Source organism: Streptomyces sp. G7(2002) (assembly GCF_028870195.1).
GTDB lineage: Bacteria > Actinomycetota > Actinomycetes > Streptomycetales > Streptomycetaceae > Streptomyces > Streptomyces nigrescens.
The window spans coordinates 1,075,073-1,091,061 of record NZ_CP102609.1 but is presented as its reverse complement, the minus strand read 5'-3'; the positions used below and the strand labels follow the sequence as shown (position 1 = coordinate 1,091,061).

Here is a 15,989-nt window from a genome sequence, read left to right as displayed (position 1 = left end):
ATCATCCCTGCCGGGCCCGGCCCCGGCCACGGCCCCGGCCCCGGCGGCGTGGGTCAGTCGGTGTACGGCCGGACGGACTGGGCGTTGCGGAACACATTGCGCGGATCCCAGCGCTCCTTGACCGCCTGCAGGCGCCCATAGTTGTCGCCGTAGTACAGACGATGCGCCGACTGGCCGGAACAGTTCCACTCGGGATCGTCGAGGTCGCGGTCGGGATAGTTGATGTAGCACCCGTCGGTCACCGGGTCCGGCTGCCCGCCGTCCGGGGCGCCGGTCGGCGCCAGGATCGGCACCCCGCCGGTGTCCTGGTAGACATCGCGGTAGAACTCGCGGATCCAGCGCAGATGCGGCGCCGCGATCGAGGGGTCGGCCTCGGCGTCGTGATGGTCGGCGACACCGTCGTCGTTGGAGTCCTGCTGATAGCTCCAGTACGTCTGGTACTGCAGCTTGAGTACGGAACTGCGTTGGTAGACCGCGGTGTCGCTGCTGTCGGGGAGGTTGATCGCGCCGCCGTACGAGTCGACCTGGAGCAGTGCCTGGGGGTTGTCGTATCCCTCGCACGACAAGTGGTGGTAGATGGCGTCGAGTTGCGCTTCGGTGAAGCCACGCCTCATGTACGCCGACTTGTACTTGCCGCACTGGTTGTCGCCGGAGCCGTTGAGCGTCTGGGTGGCGGTGAGCCAGGGCAGCCGGGTCGGCACCTCAAGGCCGCCCATGGGCGCGTGCTCGCCCATCCGCCGGTCCAGCGGGGTGGGCTCGATGCCCAGGTCCTGGGTGATCCACTCGAGGAAGGCATTCAGCCTCTCCACGCTGTCCGGCCTGGTGGCGTCGAGCTGGGTGATCAGACCGATCTTGCCGTTGGCCCGCTGGTTCAGCTTCAGCAGGGTGAACATGTCGCTGTAGTCGCAGCGGAGGGACGCCGGGAGCTCCGTGGTGTTCTCGTACTCGAAGAACAGCCCGTAATTGCGCACCAGCGACTTCAGGCGTTCCGGGTCCTCGAGCATGTCCTCCCATGGCCAGGCCACGGCGTGCAGCAGGACCTGGGAGGGGGGCTCGGGCAGTCCCTTGAACCAATACCGGGTGACCACGCCGAAGTTCCCGCCGCCCCCGCCGGTGTGGGCCCACCACAGCTCCCGCAGCTCCGGCTCGGGTGAGTCGCGGCGGGCGATCACGACCTCCGCATGCTGTCCGTCGCGGACGACGACGACCTCCACCGCATAGAGGTAGTCGACGGTCAGCCCGTGCTGCCGGGACAGCAGCCCGTAACCCCCGCCGGCCACATGGCCGCCCGCGGCCACGGAGTAACAGGAGCCGCCGGGAAGGGCCACCCCGAACGGTGCGTAGAGGTGGGTGGCGACATGCCAGTTGTTCGCGCCCGACTCCACGCAGTACGCGCCCATCTCCTGGTCCAGATAGGCCCGGTCCAGCTGCCCGAGGTCGATGATCACGCCCACGTCGTCGCCGCAGACGAAGTTCTCGTAGCAGTGGCCGCCCGACCGGACCGTGAGCCGCCGGTGGAGATCCTCGTCGGAACGGTGGCTCGCCAGATACTTGTTGACCGCGGCGACGACCTCGCTCGTCGAGCTGACCACCGACACATAGTCGGGTGTCGCGATGAAGCGCTGGTTGAACCCTCTCCGCAGGGCCTCGTAGCGGGCGTCGCCGGGACCCACTTCGATCCCGCACTCGGCTCCGACCTGGATTTGATTGACCGTCATATGGCTCCTTGCCCTCATGCGCGCATCGACAGCATTGCGTTACCGATGACTACTATCCGTGACGACGCCGGGTGGTGCGAGTACTCGAAAGGGGTGAGCCCGTGGATCGGAGTTGACCCCGTATGACGTGCTCATTTCCTGGCGGCCGTCACACGGAGGGTCAGCCGGGCGTCAGCACGGCGGCGCCGTGCACCCGGTCGGCGGCCAGGTCCGCGAGTGCCTCCGGGGCGCGGCTCAACGGGTAGGGGCTGACGGTGACCTGGATGCCGATCCGCGCCGCGGTCGCCAGGAACTCACGCCCGTCCTCCCGGGTGTTGGAGGTCACGCTGCGCAGATTCCGCTCGTAGAAGAGATGCTGCTGATAGGTGAGCGGCGGGATGTCGGAGAGGTGGATTCCGGCAACGGCGAGGGTGCCGGAGCGGTCCAGCGCCTGCAGCGCCACCGGTACCAGATCGCCCACCGGAGCGAAGAGAATCGCCGAGTCCAGCGGTTCGGGCGGCCGGTCGTAGGCGCCGCCGGCCGAGGACGCGCCCAGTGCCAGGGCGAGTTCACGGGCCTGCGCGGACCGGGTCAGCACATGCACGGTGGCCCCTTCGGCCAGGGCGACCTGTGCGGCCAGATGCGCCGAGGCGCCGAAACCGTAGATCCCGAGCCGGCCGCCGGCGGGCAGCGCACTGCGGCGCAGCGCGCGGTAGCCGATGATCCCGGCGCACAACAGAGGCGCCAGCAGCGTGGCGTCCTGGGTTTCCGGGAGCGGGTAGGCGAAATCCGCGGGGACGAGGGCGGCTTCGGCGAAGCCGCCGTCGGCGTCCCAGCCGGTGTAGACGGAGGCCGGACAGAGGTTCTCGTGGCCCGCGCGGCAGTAGCGGCAGACTCCGCAGGTACCGCGCAGCCATGCCCCGCCGGCCCGGTCCCCGGCCCGGAACCGCGTCACCGCCTCGCCGGTGGCGGTCACCCGGCCGACGATCTCATGGCCCGGTACGGTCGACGGGCGGTGCGGGGGCAGGTCCCCCTCCGCCAGGTGCAGATCCGTACGGCAGACACCGCAGGCTTCCACCCTGAGCAGCAGGTCATCGGGGCCCGGCTCGGGTGCGGGGCGACGGACCGACACCAGCGGCCCGGAGGTGATCGGGCCGGGATGCCGGACGGCCCAGCCGGACAGTGCGTCCGGGCCGGAAACGGGGGCCATGGCTCCAGGATGGCGCCCGCAGGGGAGCCGGACAAACGGTGCGCCGCGGGACCTGCCACCGCTCGGCCGGGTTCGCCGCGCGGCGCCGCCCGGACAGCGGACCGCCCGGGCCCGGGCCTGTGCCCGCCTCAGCCGAAGAGCGTGGTCAGCTTCTGCATCAGCCTGGCGAGGGGATTCCTCCTGGAGGCAGGAACGGGAGCGGGAGCGGCAGTGGGAGCAGGAACGGGAGCGGGAGCGGGGGCGGGGGCGCCGACGGTGTCCGGCGGTTCGACCGACGGGGGCGACAGGCTGCTCGGGCGCTGCGCCGGAGTCTGGTCCGTGGGGTTCTTCGTGGGGTGCGTCGCGGGCTTCGTCCGGTTGCGTGCGGCCTCGGCGCGGACGAGCGCGCCAAGAGCGGCAAAGACGTCGAGGGGCATGCCGAATCTCCTGCGGTGTGGTCCCGAAAGCTGATGACGGCAGGCCGCATTCGCCCCGGGGCCCCGATGCGGGGGAGGGGTGGGCGTATACGGCCGGGCGCGCTCAGCAGCGCAGGATGGCCACGCGCTTCGGCGAGGCGGGGGCGACGGCCGTGACGACAGTCGTGGCCGAGGCGCTCCCCGACGCGGTGATGGTCTCCTCCGGGAGGGAGTCCCCGAGCGTCTTACCGCCGGCCCCTGTGGGGACCTGATGGCGGAGATGGCACCCCGAGGCGTCGCACTTACGCCGGACGCCGCTGCCCGGATGCTTTCCGCCGCCCTCGGTGGACGCCAGCACCGGCCCCGCCGGGATGCAGGGCCGTTCGGCCGGGACGGACACGGCGGGAGCGGCGGTACGGGGAGGGCAGCCGCCGGCACCGGGCATCAGGACTTCGGAGGAGCCGGTGCTCAGCGCGGCGTGCAACAGGGTCAGTAACACCAGCAACACCAGCACGCGCCAGCCGCCAGATGCCGCCGAGCGGCCGGTGCTGACGGTGTTGCGCATGCGAATCTCCCAACCCTCTTCCAGGAGGGGATCCCCTGGAAGGGGTCGGGGCACGCCAGATACGCCGCAAGAGGCGACAAAACCACCCGATCCGGCTACCTGCTCGCACACGCGCGCTGTCGTTCGCACGCATGCCCGCTACGGGCGCGGTGGGTTGCGGTGCGGAGCTGCCGTTCAGCGCCGCCGGCCCGTGGCACGACCCGCGGAGCCGCCGTCGGGGTCACCGGCCGCATAGCGACCGTGGAAGTGCGAGTACCGCTCCAGGGCGTCGCCGTCCATGCTCCACGGCCAGGGCGTCGCCACCCCTCCGGTGGCGCGCAGTGCGGCCCCGGCCTCGGCCGTCCGGCCGGCCTTGATCAGGGCGTAGGCCAGCAGGTTGAGGTCGGCCAGGGCCGCCGCGTGGGTGAGGAACCCCGGGCCCGGCCAGTAGTGCGCCGCATGGTCAAGGGCCCTGGCGGCATCGGGGCGCCGCCAGATCTCGCCGGCGCCGAGCGCCATCAGCCCGCCGCCGGCAACCGCTCGCTGGTGGCTGCCGATGAGCGCGGTGAGCTCCAGACCGGCGGCGGGGGCCTGGGGCGGCATGCCGGCGCGGACACCGTCGAGCAGATCGAGGACCAGGGCGCTGGAGCCGCACTCGTCCGGTGACAGATAGCCCAGAGCCTGCAGATGCGCCTCGCGGTTCCACGGATCGCGGGCCTTGATCTCCCGCCAGATCGCCGACAGCTCCGTGGAGGGGCGCCGCTCCAGGCGGAGCGTGGCCAGGTGCAGGATCCACGGTGTGGGGTCGGCGGTGAGCAGATCGGCCGCGAGCCGGCAGGTCTCACGGGTGTCGTTCAGATCGACGGCGGAGTCCTGCTGCCGGGCCTGGAGCAGATCCGACCAGGCGTGGAGCAGCAGGGCGTTCTGGTTCTGCGGGTTGTGCTGGCGCCAGATGCCGGGCAGCGACCGTCCCGCGGCACGGGCGAGCACCGCCAGCCGGTGGGCCTTGCGGTCCCAGTCCTGGCCGGTCTCGTCGATCACATCGCCCATCGAGGCCATCACGGCGGTGTCGAGCGAACCGCGGGACCAGCACGTCTCGACGCGCCGCCGGACCTGTCCCAGCGTGCGGTCGTCGAGCTCGGGGACCAGGCGGGGAAGGCTGCCTTTGCGGCGTCTGAAGACGGGCATTCTTCGGTGGGCCTTCCGGTGGTGAGTCGTCCGCGGGGACGAGCGTGGTGATGAGGGCTTCGGGTGAGCGTACGGGCAGGGGTGTGCCGAGGCACACCCCTGCCCGAATGGCAGACAGTCCGGCTAGCGCGAGGTGACGGCTTCCTTCTCGGCGGTGCCGCGGCCGAGCCGGTCGCGGACCAGGGAGACGCCGACCACCAGAACGGCCAGCAGCACCGACAGCAGGACCTGGATCCGGCCGCCGCCCTCGCTGTCGTCGGTGAGCATGTAGACCAGCACGAACGAGATCGACGCGATCGTCGCCCAGGTCAGATACGGGAAGAGCCACATCCGGACGATCAGCTTGTCGGGGTTCTCGCGGAGGATGATCCCGCGCATCCGCAGCTGGGAGAAGCAGATGACCAGCCAGACGAAGAGCGCGACCGCGCCCGAGGAGTTCAGCAGGAACTGGAAGACCGTGTCCGGCCACAGGTAGTTGAAGCCGACCGCGATGAAGCCGAAGAGGACGGAGGCCAGGATCGCGGCCTGCGGGACGCCACGTGTGTTCGTCCGGGCGAAGGCCTTCGGGGCGTCGCCGCGCTGGCCCAGGGAGAAGGCCATCCGGGAGGCGGTGTAGAGGCCGGAGTTGAGGCAGGAGAGCACCGCGGTCAGCACGATGACGTTCATGATCTGGCCGGCGTGCGGGATGCCTATGGAGTCAAGGGCCGCGACGTACGAGCCCTTCTTGGCGATCGAGGGGTCGTTCCACGGCAGCAGGGAGACGACCACGAGGATCGAGCCGAGGTAGAAGATGCCGACCCGCCAGATGACGCTCTTGGTGGCCTTGGTGACCGCGCGCTGCGGGTCCTCGGACTCACCGGCGGCGAGGGTGACGATCTCGCTGCCCATGAAGGAGAAGACGACCATCAGCACACCGGTGAGGATCGCGGTGGGTCCGTTCGGCAGGAATCCGCCGTGGGAGGTGAGGTTGGCGAAGCCGGTTGCCGCGTTGTCGGAGCCGGGCAGCACACCGAAGATCGCCAGGCCGCCGAGGACGATGAACGCCGCGATGGCGACGACCTTGATGCCCGCGAACCAGAACTCGAACTCACCGAAGGAGGCGACCGAGGCCAGGTTGGTGGCGGTGAGGACGACCATCACGATCAGCGCCCAGGCCCACTGCGGGACGGCCGGGACCCAGCTCGTGAGGATGGCGGCACCGGCGGTCGCCTCCACGGCGAGCACCACGACCCAGAAGAACCAGTACAGCCAGCCGATCGAGAAACCGGCCCAGCGCCCGAGCGCCCGGTCCGCGTAGGCGGAGAACGAGCCGGAGGTCGGGTTGGCGGCCGCCATCTCGCCGAGCATCCGCATCACGAACACGACCATCGCGCCGACCAGGGCGTACGACAGCAGGATGCCGGGCCCGGCCGCGGTGATGCCGGAGGCGGATCCCACGAAGAGACCGGCGCCGATGACCCCACCCACGGCGATCATGGACAGATGGCGGTTCTTGAGGCCCGACTGCAGACCTGACTGCTGCGAAGCCTGCCCGTTCCCCGGCGGAGAGGGCGGAGCGGCCACGGGGCTGGGGGGAGATGTAGTCATCTTCGACATCCATTGAGGGTTGGAGGGGTCATGCACGTGGTGACTGCTGGGATCGCCTCGGTAGCTGGACGCACGAAAGGGCCGGGTCCAGGTGCTGGCGATCGTGGCCCTGACGACGTTCGTAGGCCTGGCGAGTGAGCCGTGGCCTTCGGATGCCTGCGCGGGTGGGGGAGCGCTGATTGCGCCTCCGCGCTACTGCTCGCCCTCCTCGTGAGAGGTGAGCCGCATCACGTCCGGATTGGGATTTGCGTAAGCGTATGTGGCGGTGCTCGGCGGCGTATTTGTGCGAGTGGACAAATTCGCCCCGGATAGCTGTCCGCTCGGCTAATGCGGATGGCGGGGACGGGAGGTCCGGCCCCGGGCGCGCGAGGCGGACCGGGTGCGCCGGCGTCTCCCCGCGCCCGCCCTCAGAAGGCGTCGGGACGGGTGCTCGTGCGGGCGGACAACCCCGTCGGCGAAGCCTTGGCCGACGGAACAGATGCCCCGGAGCGCCCGCGCTCTAGCGTGAGTTCGGCCCTGGGGCCTGCCGACAGGCCCTGCCGCCGGCCGACGAGCAAGGGGACTCCATGGCCACCCTTCCCACCGCCCGACAGACCCGAACCGCTCCGACGACCGCTCCCTCACCCACACCACCAGGGGTGGACGACAGCAGCGGGTCGCGGGACGGAATGGCAGGTGAATGGCGCGGTGAATCTCCGGAGGCGCACCCGGCGGAGCCGATGGACGAGGCCGATGAGAACGGGGTGAATCCGGCAGCCCCGGCGGGCCGGGATACCGGGATGGTGGTGATCGGCGCGACGACGCTGGCGCGCCGGGTCTGTGCCTCCCTGGGGGAGAGCGGACACCCGGTCGACCATCTTGCGGCGCCGGACGACCAGGACCTCCGCCGGGCGCTCGCCGCCCGGCCGGCCGGTATCGCCGTTCTGGTGGGCGACGATCTGTCCGCGCTGCGCTACGCCCTCGCCGTACGTCATGTCTGCGACAGCGTCCGGATCGTCGTCACCGTCTTCGACCGCACCGTGGCGGAGCAGCTGCGGTTGTTGCTGCGCGACTGTGTGCCGGTCTCGCCCGCCGATCTCCTGGCGCCGACGCTCGCCGGTCTGTGTGTCGACCCCGATGCGCTGGCCGTGTGGGACGACGGGCATGGTGCGGTGGCCGTCCGCCCGCAGGAGGACCGGCTGGTGGAGACGGCGTGGCGGGCGAGCGCGGCCGCCCGGCGGCGGGCGCTGCTCGGACGGCTGCGGGGTCAGCTGCAGCCCCATGACGCGGACGCCCGTCTGCTGCTCATCGGGCTGCTGGGCATCGTGTCCGTCCTGGTCCTGGACTGGGTGTGGCTGGTCGGTGTGTTCCACAAGCCGGTCAGCACCGCCTTCCTGGAAGCCGCCCGGGTCGTGGCGGGGGTGGGACCGGCCGCACCGCACGCCGGCCATCCCGTCTACGAGGTGGTGTCCGGGGCGGCGATGCTGGTGACGGTGGGGTTCACCGCGCTGCTGACCGCGGGCATCGTCGACCGGCTGTTCGGGCCGCGGCTGGTCGGCGTCCTGGGGCCGCGGGTGCTTCCCCGCTCCGGTCACGTCATCGTGGTGGGGCTGGGGCAGGTCGGCCTGCGGCTGTGCCAGACGCTGCGGCAGCTGGGGGTCCCGGTCGTCGGGGTCGAGCGCGAGCCCACCGCCCCGAACCTGCGCCTCGCGCGGTCGATGGGGATACCCGTGGTGCTGGCGCACGGCGAGGACCGGGAGGTGCTCGCGCGGCTCGGGCTGGGGCGGGCCCGCGCGCTCGCCGCCGTCGGCTCCCATGAGCTGGACAACATCGCCGTCGCGGTCGCGGCGCACGGTGTGGCACCGGACATCCGGGTGGTGCTGCGGGCCGGCGAGGACGAGGCGATCGCCGAGACCCGCTCGCTGCTTCCCCTCGGACTGACCCGCGACATCAACAGGACGAGCGCGGCCTTCGTGACCGCGCAGCTGACCGCCGAGCGGGCCGGCACGGCACCGCGCCGGGTGGTCGCCGGTGCCGACTGCGACCATGTCGATCTGCCCGGACGCGGTCTCGTCGGATGGCCCGTTCCGGCCGGGGACGACTGTGGCCATGTGTCCGGCGGGGGCGAGCGCGACACCGTCCGGAGCGCTCTCGGGGCGGGGTGAGCGCGGCGTCGTCGGGGCGTGCTGCCCTCGGTGGCGCCAGGCAGGGGGAGCTCCGGGAAGCCTGCGGGCATCCGCCCGGCGCCCCTCCGGCGGCCCCGGCTCAGTCCGCCTCGTCGTCGGCGCCCGCCTCGGACGGCATGCTCTGCTCGGTCCAGATGATCTTGCCGGTCGGGGTGTAACGGGTGCCCCACCGCCGGGTCAGCTGCGCGACGATGAACAGTCCGCGTCCGCCCTCGTCGGTGGTCCGGGCATGGCGCAGCCGCGGCGAGGTGCTGCTGGCGTCGGAGACCTCGCAGATCAGGGCGTCCTGCCGGATCAGCCGCAGGGTGATCGGCGCGCTGGCGTGGCGGATGGCGTTGGTGACCAGTTCGCTGACGATCAGCTCCGTGGTGAACAGCAGATCGTCCATGCCCCACTCCGCCAGCTGCCGGCCGGCGAGGCCACGGGCGGTGGCGACTTCGGCCGGGTCACACGTCAGCTCCCAGGAGGCGACCTGCCGGTCGTCCAGGGCATGGGTCCGGGCGAGGAGCAGCGCGGCGTCGTCGGACGGCGGGCCGGTCAGCAGGGCCTTGACCACATGCGCGCCGATGTCCTTCAGCGTCTCCCCGGGCACCGCGAGGGCCTCGCTCAGCCGGGACAGCCCGACCTCGATGTCCCGGTCGCGGGTCTCGATCAGCCCATTGGTGTAGAGCGCGATCAGACTGCCCTCGGCCGGCTCCAGCTCCACGGCCTCGAAGGGCAGCGCCCCGAGGCCGAGTGGCGGTCCCGCGGGCAGCTCCGGGCAGTCCACGGCGCCGTCGGGGCCGACGATCAGCGGCGGCAGATGGCCGGCCCGCGCGACGCTGCACCGCCTGCTGACCGGGTCGTAGACGGCGTACAGACAGGTGGCCCCCATGAAGGTCGAGGCCACGCTCGGGTCCGCGGCGTCCGCCGCCGGATCGGTGCGGTGCGTCTTGACCAGGCCGATGACCAGGTCGTCCAGGCGGGCCAGCAGTTCATCGGGCGGCAGATCCAGGTTCGCCAGCGTGCGGACGGCGGTGCGCAGCCGCCCCATGGTCGCCGCGGCGTTGATGCCGTGTCCGACCACATCCCCGACGACCAGGGCGACCCGTGCCCCGGACAGCGGAATCACATCGAACCAGTCGCCGCCCACCCCGCTCGGCGCGTCCGCCGGGAAGTACCACGACGCCACCTCCAGCGCGGACCCGCCGGTCAGCTCGTGCGGCAGCAGGTTCTGCTGCATCACCCGGGCCGCGGTGCGCTCGCGGGTGAAGCGGCGCGCGTTGTCGACACACACCGCGGCCCGCGCGACCAGCTCCTCGGCCAGCCGTACGTCGTCCGCCACGAAGGGCCCCAGACGGCGGGAGCGGAAGAAGGTCGCGGCGCCCAGGGTGATGCCACGGGCCTGTACCGGTGCCACCATCACCGAACGGAACCCGAATTCCCGGATGACGGCGGCACGCACCGGGTCCTCGGTGACCCAGGCGCTGGTGGCGAAGTCCAGGACCGGTTCCACCAGGGACTCGCCCTTGAGCAGACAGCGGGCGATCGGTGACGAGGGGGACCGCTGGACGGCTTCCCCCACGGCCAGGCCGGCCTCCGGACAGCCCTCGTGGACCGACTGCTGACCGCAGCGGCGCATGGTGGGGGTGCTGTCGACCGGCCCGGGGACCGGCTCCGCACCCCTGAGCACCGAATCCAGCAGATCGACGGCGACGAAGTCGGCGAGCGCCGGTACGGCGACATCCGCCAGTTCCTGTGCGGTCCGGGTGACATCGAGCGTGCTGCCGATACGGACGCTGGCGTCGTTCAGCAGGGCCAGGCGTTCCTGCGCCCGCCAGCGTTCGGTGACATCGATGACCATGTACCAGAGGCCGATACGACGGCCCTGGGGGTCCGACAGCCCGAAGAAGGACGCCGAATAGGCGCGCTCCTGGTGGGGGTCCGCATAGGTGGGGCTGCGGAATTCATAGTCCATCACCGGCGACCCGGTCCTCAGGACCCGCAGCATCCGCTCCTCGAACGCCTCGGCCTCCAGCTTCGGCAGGATCTCGTTCACCTGCTTCCCGAGCCGCTGTTCCAGGGGGATCAGGCGCTCCAGTACGTCGTTCACCCAGACGTAGCGCAGATCGGTGTCGAGCACGGCCATGCCGACCGGCGCATGCGCCAGAAACGGTTCGAGCATCAGCTGGTTCACCCCGCCGCCCGGCACCCGCCACTCCTCCATGGCGAGGACGGACCACCGCTCCTGGCCCGCGCCGTCGAGAACGGGCGTGACCTGCAGCGCCAGCTGCACCTCCCGGCCGTCCCGGTGGCGCGCCGCGACCGAACCGCCCCAGCCGCTCCCCGCACGGCACCACCGCGCCACGGAGGCCACCCGCACCTCGTCACCGGGTATCGCCAGCAGCTCCGCCGCGGGGCGGTGCAGGATCTCCCCGGCCGGATAGCCGAGCAGCCGCTCCGCCGCCCGGGTCCAGGCGATGACCCGCCCTTCTCCGTCCAGTTCGGCCGTGGCCGCCTTCGCGATATCGCATGCGCGGTCCGAGCCACCCGGCAGGGCATTCTCCGCACTCATCATCGCCAGCCCGTCAGCTCAATGGAGCAATATCGCCCATCTTAGGAGAATTGTGGACTATCGGCGGTATGTGGCCCGGGGGTCCGGGAGCCCGGTAGTCGCGGCCCCGCGGCCCCGCGGCTCAGCGGAGAGACGGATGCCCGACGCGGTCCCACCAGCGGACCGCCGTAGCGCCGCGCGCCCCGTTTCAGTCGGCGGGCGGCAGCCGCAGCTGGAGCATGGCCAGCAGCCGCTGATCCGGGCGGCTGAGGTCGAGACCGGTCAGATCCTCGGCCCGGCGGATCCGGTAGCGCAGCGTGTTGGGGTGCACATGCAGCTCGGTGGCGGCGGCCCGTACATCGCCGAAGGCGTTCAGATAGGCGAGCACGGTTTCCGCCAACTGCCCCTGGTTACGGGCGTCATGGGTGACCAGCGCGGTCAGCCGGGGGTCGCGCATCTCGGGGTGCGCGGACAGCAGCGCCAGCACTTCGCTGACGAGCACCTCGGCCTGGATGTCCGGCAGCGCGGCGACCGTGGTGGCGACGCCGACGCTCAGCATGGCGTCGAGGATCCGGTCCGCCTCCCGGCGTGATTCGGGGATCTCCCCGAGCCCCGGCACGATGCAGCCGACGGAGCCGCGCAGTGACAGGCCCAGGTGACGGCCGGCGGCGTCGGTGATCTCCTGCCCCCAGCCGCGCAGCGTGCCGGTGTCGATGCTGCGCGGCAGCTGCGGCAGCAGCACATAGATCCGTGTATCGACCTGGGTGACCACGGAGCTGCTGTGCCGGGCGGCGGTGTGCACCGAGATCAGGTTGCTGACCTCACCGCGGGCCAGCTCCGGTGGGGTGGTCCCGGCCGCCCCGTACGAGAAGCCCAGGACGGCGGCCGGCCGGGCCGCGTCCAGGGCCAGGTGGCTCGCCAGCGGCTGGGGTCCGGTGCTGCCCTCCAGCAGTCCGGCCGCGAGCGTGCGGGTCAGCGTCAGATCGGCGGAGAGCTCCCGGCGGCGGCGCACCAGATGCAGTGCGGCGACCCGGGCCGCGCCCAGCAGCGCCTGGTCCGCGCGCTCGGTCAGCGGTGAGGACCCCTCCTGCACCCAGATGACGCCCAGCTGTCGTTCCCCGGACCGGATGGCCACCGCGAGCCGACGGCGGATCCCCAGCTCGGGGTGGGCATCGATGTTGATCACGTCGTCGGAGGTGCGCAGCCGCTGGAACACACCCCACTCGCGCAGCCGCGACAGATACGCCTCTGGGCCGTGCCAGCCCAGGATGGACCGCCGCCGCAGGTCATCGACCTCGTCGTCGTCGGCGGAGCGGGAGTAGGCGAGCACGCGGTTGGCCGTGTCCTCGATGCTGACGATGCCGCCGGTGAGGATGGCGGTGGTCTGGGCGAGCGCGAACAGATCGCCCTCCTCGGCCCCCTCGCCGGGGCGCCCCTGCGGCGCACTCTCCAGCGCCGCCCGGGCCAGCGCGTCCACCTGTTCCCAGCGCGCTTCACTGCGTACGGACAGCAGCGCGATGCCCGCCTCGACGGCGGTCGCACTGAGCGCCGCGGCCTGCCCGGGAGCGTCCAGCTTGACCGCCACGGCAGCGGCCCCGTCGCGTCCGCCGGCCCGCAGCGCGGGGAACGCCGCGCGGCCCCGTGCGCCTATGGCGAGGATCAGCTCGCCGGGGTGGGCCATCGGCGGGTCCTCGGGATCGAGCAGCGCGACGCTGCGGATCTCGACGTCCAGCCCGTCGGGCGCGGCCTGCAGCTCCACCAGGGGCTCACCCAGCGACATCAGCAACTGGCGCAGGCTGATGCCCGTACGGGGTGGCGATGCCACGGCAGCTGGATCCATGATCGGCGCCTCTGCAGGGTTCGGTTGGCCGGGGCTCGTAGGGCTGCTGGCCCTCTCGCAGGACTTCCGATCATGTGATGTCAAGCACTCGACCGGCCCAAGATGGAGCCACCACCACAGGTATGAGCCACGCCAACAGTACTGCTGCGCTGCGTCGGGGCAATCCGGGGCCGCGAGGCAGACGGGACTTTGAAGACAGGCCCTTAGGGCGGCGTGGACGGTTGCTTCCCGGCAGGGGCCGCCGCCGCACCGGTCCGGGGCTCCGCCCTGAACGCCCAGCTCATCTTCGGCTCCATGGCGAAGCGGAAGACACGCTGCACCGGTGTCGTGCACAGCAGTGTCACCACCGCTCCGCCGATGAAGGTGACGACGGCGGCGCCCCACGGGGTGTGGACCCAGCCGGCGTCGTACCAGCCCCACCAGCGGGAGCCCTTGGCGAGGAAGCCGTGCAGCAGATAGCCGTAGAGGGTGCCGGCGCCCAGCGCGGTGCACCACATCCGGCGCCCCGGCACCCAGGCCAGGAAGCAGGCCGTCAGCACCAGCGAGCAGCCGAACATGGCCGGCTGCATCAGCGCACCGATCCACCAGGGAGCGCCCAGGTTCTCGGCGCTGTCGGTGTGGTAGAACCATGCGTCGTTCATCCGGGGCACCGCCCAGTACGCGAAGACCAGCGCCCCCGCGAGGACGGGCACCGCGGCGATCCGCACCGGCCAGCGGCGCACCAGGCTGAAGTGCTCCGCTTTCAGGCACATGCCGAGGACGAAGAACGGCAGGAACTGCAGGACCCGCTGGAGGTCGAGTGCGGTGCCGATGTCCGGGGACACGGAAGCCCCGACGGCGATCGCGAGGGCCAGCGGCACCGGCCAGCGCACGATCCGCCACAGCGGTGCGGTGAGCCGCCAGATGAACAGGGCGGCCAGGAACCAGGTGAGGAACCACGGGTCCAGCATGCTGAGGGTGAAGCTCTCCGTGTCACCGCCCCAGTACCGGAAGAGCGCAAAGGTCGTCTGGAAGATGACGAACGGGACGGCGACGCCGGTGAGCAGCCGCTGCAGCCGGTCGCGGCGCATATCGAAACTGCGCGAGAAATAGCCGGAGATGACGGTGAACGCGGGCATGTGGAAGGCGTAGACGAAGAGATAGAGCGACGCCGCGGTCCGGCTGCCGTGGTAGTACGGCTCCCAGGCATGTCCGATGGCCACCAGCACAATGGCCAGATATTTGGCGTTGTCGAAGAAGGCGTCGCGCTGTTTGGCCTGGGCGGGCGGCGCCGGTTCGCCCGAGGTGCCGGCGGGGTGGCGCGCCGGGGTGGCGGGCGGCCCGGCCGGGGCGAGCTGATCGGTGCCCTGCCGGGCGGCGGTCCGGGGAGCGGGTATCACGACACGGCCTCCCAGCGGTCCGTCGGCCGCCGTGGCGCTCTTGCCGCGTTGGTGGGGGCGATGGCCATGACGGTCACGGTGCGCGGCATACCGGCTCCTTGGGTGGACTTCTGCGGGACGGGTGAGGCGCCTTGTGGGCGTGCCCTTTCCTCCCCCTGGTCGTCTACAGTTTTGTAGACCAACGGTGAACTGTAGACGCCGGGATGCGTGGGACGCACCTCGGCACGGGAGGGGCGGGCGAGATGGCTCAAGGCCCGGCCGTCCGTGCCCTGTTCACCGTTGGCCACGGGCTGCGTTCATGCGTATCGGATCACGGCGGCCCGCCGCCACCTGATGTTGCCGTCGTGAGCCATCTTTCTCCGTACGGGCCCGCCGGCGAGGCTTTCCGCACCGGCGCTCGCCGTCTTCCCGGGGCGGTGCCGCGGCGGTTCGCGGCGCGTCGCCCTCCGGCCGGACCGCGACAGCGCCAGTACAGTCACCTCACCGACCACCCGGAATGGAACCCATGAGCGCGATCAGCATCGGCCAGGCCGTCGTCCTCGGAGCCGTCGAGGGGGTGACGGAATTCCTCCCGGTCTCCTCCACCGGCCACCTCAAGATCGCCGAAGGCCTGATGGGCATCCCCGTCGGCGACAAGACCGTCGTCGCCTTCTCCGCGGTCATCCAGGTCGGAGCGATCACCGCGGCACTCGTCTACTTCTTCAAGGACATCGTGCGCATCATGGGCGCGTGGCTCCGTGGGCTGCGCGACCGTGAGGAGCGCTACCACCACGACTACAAGTTCGCCTGGTGGGTCATCTACGCCACCCTCCCGATCGTCGTCGTCGGTCTGGCCGCCAAGCCGCTGATCGAGGGCCCGCTCGCCTCGCTCTGGGTGGTGGCCGGCTCTCTGATCCTCGGCAGTGGTGTGATGTGGGCGGCGGACCGGAGGGGCCGTCACAAGCGCGGTGAGGACGACACCTCGCTCAGGGACGCGATGCTGGTCGGCTGCTCACAGATCCTCGCCCTCCTCTTCCCCGGCTTCTCCCGCTCCGGCGCGACCATGTCCACCGCCCTCCTGCTCGACCTGGAGCGAGTCGCGGCCACCCGGCTGTCCTTCTTCCTCGGCATTCCGGCACTCACCGGCGCCGGGATCTACGAGCTGAAGGACGCCCTCGGCACCGGCGCGGCCGTCGCGCCGCTGGCCATCGGCACCGTCGTCTCCTTCGGCGTCGCCTACGCCTCGATCGCCTGGCTGCTGAAGTTCGTGGCCAAGCACTCCTTCAACTCCTTTGTCCTCTACCGGATCCTCGTCGGCGCGCTGCTCTTCGGCCTGCTGGGCACGGGCGTCCTCAGCTGACGGCCCGAAAGGCCCGGGGTGTCGCTCTCGGCCGCACGGAGGATCCGGCGCGGCCGCCACGGCGGGCCGTGATGCCGGCTTGCTGATGGTATGGGTGCATGAGGAGCGCCCC

General features: G+C 71.3%; 11 protein-coding genes. 2 read left to right on the top strand and 9 right to left on the bottom strand.

What is annotated here, in order from left to right:
• Positions 1–53: 53 nt before the first annotated feature.
• The 6 genes from NUT86_RS04155 to NUT86_RS04130 all read right to left on the bottom strand — a co-directional run bounded on the left by NUT86_RS04155 (position 54) and on the right by NUT86_RS04130 (position 6,621).
• Positions 54–1,718, bottom strand: coding sequence for an FAD-dependent oxidoreductase (locus tag NUT86_RS04155; RefSeq protein ID WP_159491182.1), 1,665 nt, complete (start codon positions 1,716–1,718; stop codon positions 54–56).
• A gap of 160 nt (positions 1,719–1,878) precedes the next feature.
• Entirely contained in the window at positions 1,879–2,907 is a 1,029-nt protein-coding gene (locus tag NUT86_RS04150) for a zinc-dependent alcohol dehydrogenase family protein (RefSeq protein ID WP_274733483.1), read from the bottom strand.
• A gap of 128 nt (positions 2,908–3,035) precedes the next feature.
• Entirely contained in the window at positions 3,036–3,323 is a 288-nt protein-coding gene (locus NUT86_RS04145) for a hypothetical protein (protein ID WP_274733481.1), read from the bottom strand.
• A gap of 103 nt (positions 3,324–3,426) precedes the next feature.
• A complete protein-coding gene (locus NUT86_RS04140) occupies positions 3,427–3,867 on the bottom strand; it encodes a hypothetical protein (RefSeq protein WP_109887610.1) in 441 nt (146 codons plus the stop codon).
• A gap of 174 nt (positions 3,868–4,041) precedes the next feature.
• Positions 4,042–5,034, bottom strand: a complete 993-nt coding sequence (locus NUT86_RS04135; protein WP_274733477.1) for a hypothetical protein — start codon at positions 5,032–5,034, stop codon at positions 4,042–4,044.
• A gap of 123 nt (positions 5,035–5,157) precedes the next feature.
• Complete coding sequence (locus NUT86_RS04130; RefSeq protein WP_159491190.1) at positions 5,158–6,621, bottom strand: amino acid permease; 1,464 nt, start codon at positions 6,619–6,621, stop codon at positions 5,158–5,160.
• A gap of 719 nt (positions 6,622–7,340) precedes the next feature.
• Here NUT86_RS04130 and NUT86_RS04125 point away from each other — a divergent pair.
• Positions 7,341–8,765 (top strand): NAD-binding protein, encoded by a 1,425-nt coding sequence (locus tag NUT86_RS04125; protein ID WP_274733475.1) that lies wholly within the window; start codon positions 7,341–7,343, stop codon positions 8,763–8,765.
• A 100-nt stretch (positions 8,766–8,865) separates the two neighbouring features.
• On the opposite strand, the gene NUT86_RS04120 is transcribed toward NUT86_RS04125, so the two are convergent.
• The 3 genes from NUT86_RS04120 to NUT86_RS04110 all read right to left on the bottom strand — a co-directional run bounded on the left by NUT86_RS04120 (position 8,866) and on the right by NUT86_RS04110 (position 14,535).
• Positions 8,866–11,343, bottom strand: coding sequence for a SpoIIE family protein phosphatase (locus NUT86_RS04120; protein ID WP_159491192.1), 2,478 nt, complete (start codon positions 11,341–11,343; stop codon positions 8,866–8,868).
• A gap of 184 nt (positions 11,344–11,527) precedes the next feature.
• Positions 11,528–13,144, bottom strand: coding sequence for a helix-turn-helix domain-containing protein (locus tag NUT86_RS04115; RefSeq protein WP_229838379.1), 1,617 nt, complete (start codon positions 13,142–13,144; stop codon positions 11,528–11,530).
• A gap of 218 nt (positions 13,145–13,362) precedes the next feature.
• Complete coding sequence (locus NUT86_RS04110; protein WP_381278874.1) at positions 13,363–14,535, bottom strand: acyltransferase family protein; 1,173 nt, start codon at positions 14,533–14,535, stop codon at positions 13,363–13,365.
• 508 nt (positions 14,536–15,043) lie between these two features.
• Here NUT86_RS04110 and NUT86_RS04105 point away from each other — a divergent pair.
• Complete coding sequence (locus NUT86_RS04105; RefSeq protein ID WP_274733470.1) at positions 15,044–15,877, top strand: undecaprenyl-diphosphate phosphatase; 834 nt, start codon at positions 15,044–15,046, stop codon at positions 15,875–15,877.
• The last annotated feature ends 112 nt before the right edge of the window (positions 15,878–15,989 follow it).

What these genes read in the sequence shown, in the direction of transcription:
- NUT86_RS04155 (WP_159491182.1), bottom strand. Translation starts at nt 1,718, where the DNA reads ATGACGGTCAATCAAATCCAGGTCGGAGCCGAGTGCGGGATCGAAGTG.
- NUT86_RS04150 (WP_274733483.1), bottom strand. Translation starts at nt 2,907, where the DNA reads ATGGCCCCCGTTTCCGGCCCGGACGCACTGTCCGGCTGGGCCGTCCGG.
- NUT86_RS04145 (WP_274733481.1), bottom strand. Translation starts at nt 3,323, where the DNA reads ATGCCCCTCGACGTCTTTGCCGCTCTTGGCGCGCTCGTCCGCGCCGAG.
- NUT86_RS04140 (WP_109887610.1), bottom strand. Translation starts at nt 3,867, where the DNA reads ATGCGCAACACCGTCAGCACCGGCCGCTCGGCGGCATCTGGCGGCTGG.
- NUT86_RS04135 (WP_274733477.1), bottom strand. Translation starts at nt 5,034, where the DNA reads ATGCCCGTCTTCAGACGCCGCAAAGGCAGCCTTCCCCGCCTGGTCCCC.
- NUT86_RS04130 (WP_159491190.1), bottom strand. Translation starts at nt 6,621, where the DNA reads ATGACTACATCTCCCCCCAGCCCCGTGGCCGCTCCGCCCTCTCCGCCG.
- NUT86_RS04125 (WP_274733475.1), top strand. Translation starts at nt 7,341, where the DNA reads ATGGACGAGGCCGATGAGAACGGGGTGAATCCGGCAGCCCCGGCGGGC.
- NUT86_RS04120 (WP_159491192.1), bottom strand. Translation starts at nt 11,343, where the DNA reads ATGATGAGTGCGGAGAATGCCCTGCCGGGTGGCTCGGACCGCGCATGC.
- NUT86_RS04105 (WP_274733470.1), top strand. Translation starts at nt 15,044, where the DNA reads ATGAGCGCGATCAGCATCGGCCAGGCCGTCGTCCTCGGAGCCGTCGAG.